This window comes from Microcystis sp. M165S2 (genome assembly GCF_020245885.1).
In the GTDB taxonomy this organism is placed as follows: Bacteria; Cyanobacteriota; Cyanobacteriia; order Cyanobacteriales; family Microcystaceae; genus Microcystis.
Genome location: NZ_JADBTZ010000375.1, coordinates 1 through 5,024, shown reverse-complemented (window position 1 = coordinate 5,024; position 5,024 = coordinate 1). Strand labels below are relative to the sequence as shown.

Genomic DNA, 5,024 nt, shown 5'->3' with positions numbered 1-5,024 from the left:
GTGTCAGTCTGTAGAGCGACCATAAGACCAGAACAGAGTAAATCTGTTAAGGCAGGTGCGGAACCCCGCAAGGGAAAGAAGCAGAAACCTAAATCGTGAGGTTTGGGAATCACCGTCCGTTTACGGCGGTGAGGATGTCAAATTAATCCTTGTCAAGAGAAAATAATTCCACACCGAAAACTGAGGCGAAAACTCTCGATAAATCTCGCTGTACTTGCATAAGACTAATATTAGGCAGAAACTGTTGTAAACTGCCCACGGGTTTATTAGCAATCCCACAGGGAATAATCTCGGCAAAACCGCTTAAATCTGGACAAACATTGACGGCAAAACCATGATAGGTAATCCAATGACTAACTTTAATACCGATCGCCGCTATTTTATACCCTTCTACCCATACCCCCGTCAAACCCCCGATTCTTTCCCCCGACAATCCATAAATAGCGATAGTTTGCAGGATGACTTCTTCTAATTGTCGCAAATACCAGTGTAAATCCTGCTGATAATAGCGCAAATTGAGGATCGGATAGCCCACTAATTGCCCCGGACAGTGATAGGTGACTTGGCCTCCTCGCTCGATTCTATACACTTCTTTGTCGGTTTTGTCAAGATTAAATTTAATAAACTTAATATCTGAACCGCTACCGAGGGTGTAAACGGGGGGATGTTCCAGTAGGAGCAAAATGTCGGGCAAGTTAGGATTAGCAATTCTCGCCTCCACCAGCGATCGCTGGTGCGACCACGCGAGAGCATAGGGAGTAATTGCCTGAATTTTTAGCTCACAGAGACGAGGTATTTTTTGAGCATTCATCGAGAGATGTGATTGGTCAAATTATTTAAGAAATGTGGAAGATCACCAAGGAAAATTAACAGAAGGGAAGCATAGATGTGGGGTAGAATAGTAAGTGCTAATCTAAAGTTATCCCATCTATCATCTCTTGGGATAAATATACACCAGTTTATCCTCATCAGCACCAACAAAGCACCAGAACAACGCTAATTCAAGTCTGAATTGTCCCAGGGATTTGACTTTGCAGATGCCTATCGTATCTTTAACTTACCGATGGTTGTTGAATTAGATGAGCGAGAGAATTATGGAGAAGATCGCTTTGTTGCTATTGGTTTACTAGATGACTGAACCTGACGCTCAAACAATTCGTATTATATCTTTAAGAAAATCATTATCTTATAAACAAAAATATTATGAACAATATCTCAAAAACAGATTGGAATAGAATTGATGAAATGAAAGATGAGGATATTGACACTTCTGATATTCCTCCTCTATCAGAGTATTTTTGGGCTAAAGCACAACTGCGAATGCCTAATCCTTCTGTTACTGTAGAAGTTGAAGTCGATCCAGAAACTTTTGCCTGGTTTCAGTCCCAAGGAGGAACGGCACAACAACAAATGTCTGTTGCGTTGAAAATTTATGCCCAAGCGAATAAGGTTTGTTCTTCATCTACAACTACTAATCCCTAAAAGGAGATAGCTGTTTTATTAAGTGAGAAAGTGTGATTCGCAAACTTGACTTTTTCTTAACAAAAATTGACCTAGAAACTATTGACATTGTTGGTGGTGTAGTCTAAAATATTAACAATAAACTCATCAAAAAATGTTTATGAAAACTGTTGACAAAACTCAGTTAAAAGATAATTTACTAGAATTGTTACAAAATGTAGAGTTAGAAGGCGAAGAGATTGTAGTGATCGAGGGGAATAAGCCAGTGGCGAGAATTTCACCCTATCGAAAAAGTCATTCAACTGCGGAATTATTTAAAACTATGCGAGGAAAAGTTCGGTATTTTGAAGATTTAACTACTCCCACAACTGAAGAATGGCAGCAAGTATAAAAATTGTTCTTGACACTTGCGCTTTAATTTGGTGGAGTTTAGATCCAGATAAACTTTCTCCAAGAGCCCTGTCAGCTTGCGATCTTATGGAACAGGAAAAAAATGGTCTAGTGCCATCAATAGCATTCTGGGAAATAGCCATTAAGATTAAAAACCAAAAATTAGATTTAGGTGTGGACATTGATGACTATATTGCAGCGATCAAAAGGTCTGATGTTATCCAGATTATTCCCATAGATGAGAACATTTGGCTAGAAAGTGTTAAGTTACAATGGGAACATCGAGATCCAGCAGATAGAGTGGTTGTGGCAATTGCCCAAAAAAATCAAGCTCCTATTATTACCGCAGATCAAAAAATAGCTAATTTCTATTCTTCAGTAATTTGGTAAGCTGTTGTGCATTTAAATTGGGTATGGACAAGGGGCTTAAGCTTCTTGTCTCAACGGTTTTCAGCAATGAGGAGGATTTTTGTTGACTAATTCAAGACACCCCTTCCCTAAAAAAAAATCTTCTTGATCTTCCCCCCTGTAGGGGGGGGGGTAGCTGTTTTATTAAGGGAGAAATGTGATTCGCAAACTTGACTCTTTCTTAACAAAAATTGACCTAGAAACTGTTGACTTGGATTGGCAGTTTTGCCATACTGTGAAAAACCAACTGATTGGAGGAAATTCCACCATGAAAACCAAGAAACTGACACCCCGCAATGCTGCTCCTGTCCAACGGGAAAATGCCGCTACCGTCTCTCGTGATGGCAATGCGATCGCCCCCCTGGAATGGGATGCGCGGGATTCGCGGTATCCTTTTGCGGGAGACGACGCAGAGTAATCCTCCCGATTCGAGCATCGGACTTCAAATCATGTCAAAAGTCTTTTTCTGCTTGCCAAGGCGCACGGTTGCTCCCTTGTAATTGACGCACAATCTTACTTAATTCAGGGCTTTCTGTTACCTGGCACGCGGGATAAGCTTTTGAGCGAAGTGATTAAAAAAGTCGGGGATTTTCTTAAACTCTGAGAATCAAAATCAAAGATTTACATAAATCCCCGACTTTTCATCTTTAATCTAACACTTGAAATTATGATAGTTGCTGAGATTCAAAAAAACTCCCTCAAAGAGCAAAGAATACAATTTGTCCGTAATCATCAACAAGCTTTTGATGTTGAGCCGATTTATACTCTGCGGCTGTTTGAAGATTTTGTTATGGAAGTTGAAGGCGATTGTAATATTGAAGCCTCCTGTAAGATAGAATTAGATAAACTCATTGCCTCACGGTTTATGCTCTTTTTTAAAGATCAGTCCCAAGAATGGCAAAAATGTCTAACTCAATCTTTAGCTTTTTTTCTGCAAGTTGAAAGCCGTGTTGGTGTTCAATTAGATTATTCGTTATTACAGAAATTTTTAGGACATAACTTTGACTTTAGCAAACTAACAGTTCTTAGTATGTAGGTAGGTACTACTCAAAAAGAATTAGAGAAAACGAAGATTGACAATATTCGGCTTTATTATTACAAATCATTCAAGATGGAGTAAAATTGATGTTAATAACTAAACCTCGATTTGAAACCTTCGCTGAATATCTACAATATGAGGATAATTCAGAGGGATTATATGAATTATTTAACGGCAAATTGATAGAAATGCCACCAGAATCAGGACTTAACTACCAAATTGCCAATCGTCTTTTCTTGGTATTTGCCTTAATGCTAGGAACTGATATAATCAGAGGACATGGTTTAGAATTAGAAGTCAGAGGAGAACCTAAAAACCGTTATCCTGACTTAACAATTATTCGAGAAGAACATATTAAACTACTCTCAAAAAGAAATACTATTCTTCTTTCCATGTCACCCCCTTTATTAGTTATTGAAGTAGTTAGCCCTGGTGAAATTCAAAGAGAAAGAGATTACATAGCCAAAAGAATCCAATATCAAGATTGTGGTATTCCTGAATACTGGATAGTTGATCCCCAAACTCAAACCATTTTAGTCTTAGAATTAAGAGGAAATACTTATACAGAAATAGGTAATTTTAGCAATGATGACTTAGTAAAATCATCTATATTTAATCAACTAAATATAAAAGTTTCTCAAGTATTTAATTAGGCAAATTAACCCCCATGATTACCGCAGAAAGCATTACCTTAAACTTAAAATCCGTCAATTTAAGCGATGAGCAATTTTATCAACTTTGCCATAGTAACGACGATTGGCGAATTGAACAAACTGCCGAAGGCGAATTAATCATTATGCCCCCAATTGGTGCTATTAACAGTTTGTCCTGATTTTGTGATAGAATTAAGGTTGCGTACTGATTCTTTAAGTCAACTCCAAGAAAAAATGGAGGAATATCTTGATAGTGGCTTAAGACTCGGTTGGTTAATTGATCCCATTAGTCAACAGGTAGCCATCTATCGCCAAAATCAGGAAGTATAAATCGTCTCATTACCAACCACCTTATCTGGGGAGGACGTTTTACCCAGATTTACTTTAGAATTACCCATTTTTTGACGACAGGAAATACCAAGATGATAGCTACCGCAACAATTTCTCCTCAATTAACCATTCCACGCCTAGAAAATGGGGACAAGCTTACTCGTCGTGAATTTGAGCATGGTGGACAATCAACGATTAGTGAGGATGGTTATGTCGAAGGTGCGCCAGAGTTAATCGTCGAAATTGCAGCGAGTACCGTCTCCCTTGACTTACATCAAAAACTCAATGTTTATCGCCGTAACCAAGTGCAAGAATATTTAGTCTGGCGAGTCGAAGATGGAGAATTTGATTGGTTTAGATTAACCAATGAAGAATATATTAAACTTGAACCGAACTCAGAAGGGATAATTTGTTCCCAGATATTCCCTGGATTATGGTTAGATAGAAATGCTTTACTAGCCGGTGACTTAGCCAAGGTTTTAGAGGTTTTGCAATTAGGAATAGCTACGCTCAAACATCAAGCTAGTTAGAGTAATCTAAATTTAACAAAAACTTCACGAAAATTCATAAAAAAACTATTGACTTGACGACCAAAGAAGGAGTAATGAAAACCGATAAAATCTTTTATACCCTATTTCAAGTCTTTCCCGAACTTCTCTTTCAACTGCTAGGAGAATCTCCCAATCTGGCGCAAAATTATCAATTTAAATCAGTCGAAATCAAAGAATTGGCTTTCCGACTCG

Annotated in this window: 10 protein-coding genes and 1 pseudogene; 10 read left to right on the top strand and 1 reads right to left on the bottom strand. The window is 38.2% G+C overall.

What is annotated here, in order from left to right; translation table 11 throughout:
* Positions 1-142: 142 nt before the first annotated feature.
* Positions 143-811, bottom strand: a complete 669-nt coding sequence (gene lipB, locus IM479_RS18680; protein ID WP_286826755.1) for a lipoyl(octanoyl) transferase LipB — start codon at positions 809-811, stop codon at positions 143-145.
* A 201-nt stretch (positions 812-1,012) separates the two neighbouring features.
* Between lipB and IM479_RS23115 the strand changes: the two genes are divergently transcribed.
* The 10 genes and pseudogenes from IM479_RS23115 to IM479_RS18630 all read left to right on the top strand — a co-directional run.
* The gene (locus IM479_RS23115) at positions 1,013-1,138 is read left to right on the top strand and encodes a BrnT family toxin (protein ID WP_286826754.1); all 126 of its coding nucleotides are present in this window, start codon (positions 1,013-1,015) and stop codon (positions 1,136-1,138) included.
* 65 nt (positions 1,139-1,203) lie between these two features.
* Entirely contained in the window at positions 1,204-1,482 is a 279-nt protein-coding gene (locus IM479_RS18670; RefSeq protein WP_286826753.1) for a BrnA antitoxin family protein, read from the top strand.
* Positions 1,483-1,621: 139 nt separating this feature from the next.
* Positions 1,622-1,852, top strand: a complete 231-nt coding sequence (locus IM479_RS18665; protein ID WP_286826752.1) for a type II toxin-antitoxin system Phd/YefM family antitoxin — start codon at positions 1,622-1,624, stop codon at positions 1,850-1,852.
* Positions 1,837-2,241, top strand: a complete 405-nt coding sequence (locus IM479_RS18660; RefSeq protein WP_286826751.1) for a type II toxin-antitoxin system VapC family toxin — start codon at positions 1,837-1,839, stop codon at positions 2,239-2,241. Before IM479_RS18665 ends, IM479_RS18660 begins: the two co-directional genes overlap by 16 nt.
* A 286-nt stretch (positions 2,242-2,527) precedes the next feature.
* A complete protein-coding gene (locus IM479_RS18655) occupies positions 2,528-2,677 on the top strand; it encodes an anacyclamide/piricyclamide family prenylated cyclic peptide (protein ID WP_286826750.1) in 150 nt (49 codons plus the stop codon).
* 249 nt (positions 2,678-2,926) lie between these two features.
* Complete coding sequence (locus IM479_RS18650) at positions 2,927-3,295, top strand: DUF5838 family protein (RefSeq protein WP_286826749.1); 369 nt, start codon at positions 2,927-2,929, stop codon at positions 3,293-3,295.
* A gap of 89 nt (positions 3,296-3,384) precedes the next feature.
* The gene (locus IM479_RS18645; RefSeq protein WP_287686178.1) at positions 3,385-3,951 is read left to right on the top strand and encodes a Uma2 family endonuclease; all 567 of its coding nucleotides are present in this window, start codon (positions 3,385-3,387) and stop codon (positions 3,949-3,951) included.
* Between the two features lie 14 nt (positions 3,952-3,965).
* Positions 3,966-4,356: pseudogene (locus tag IM479_RS18640) on the top strand (Uma2 family endonuclease).
* A 17-nt stretch (positions 4,357-4,373) separates the two neighbouring features.
* On the top strand, positions 4,374-4,811 hold the full coding sequence (locus tag IM479_RS18635) for a Uma2 family endonuclease (RefSeq protein ID WP_287686177.1): 438 nt from the start codon (positions 4,374-4,376) through the stop codon (positions 4,809-4,811).
* Between the two features lie 74 nt (positions 4,812-4,885).
* The coding region (locus tag IM479_RS18630) for a DUF2887 domain-containing protein (RefSeq protein ID WP_043996773.1) at positions 4,886-5,024 on the top strand (139 nt) is incomplete at its 3' end.

Excerpts from the sequence above, each read along its gene's own strand:
- lipB (WP_286826755.1), bottom strand. The coding sequence starts at position 811 with ATGAATGCTCAAAAAATACCTCGTCTCTGTGAGCTAAAAATTCAGGCA.
- IM479_RS18670 (WP_286826753.1), top strand. The coding sequence starts at position 1,204 with ATGAACAATATCTCAAAAACAGATTGGAATAGAATTGATGAAATGAAA.
- IM479_RS18665 (WP_286826752.1), top strand. The coding sequence starts at position 1,622 with ATGAAAACTGTTGACAAAACTCAGTTAAAAGATAATTTACTAGAATTG.
- IM479_RS18660 (WP_286826751.1), top strand. The coding sequence starts at position 1,837 with ATGGCAGCAAGTATAAAAATTGTTCTTGACACTTGCGCTTTAATTTGG.
- IM479_RS18655 (WP_286826750.1), top strand. The coding sequence starts at position 2,528 with ATGAAAACCAAGAAACTGACACCCCGCAATGCTGCTCCTGTCCAACGG.
- IM479_RS18650 (WP_286826749.1), top strand. The coding sequence starts at position 2,927 with ATGATAGTTGCTGAGATTCAAAAAAACTCCCTCAAAGAGCAAAGAATA.
- IM479_RS18645 (WP_287686178.1), top strand. The coding sequence starts at position 3,385 with ATGTTAATAACTAAACCTCGATTTGAAACCTTCGCTGAATATCTACAA.
- IM479_RS18635 (WP_287686177.1), top strand. The coding sequence starts at position 4,374 with ATGATAGCTACCGCAACAATTTCTCCTCAATTAACCATTCCACGCCTA.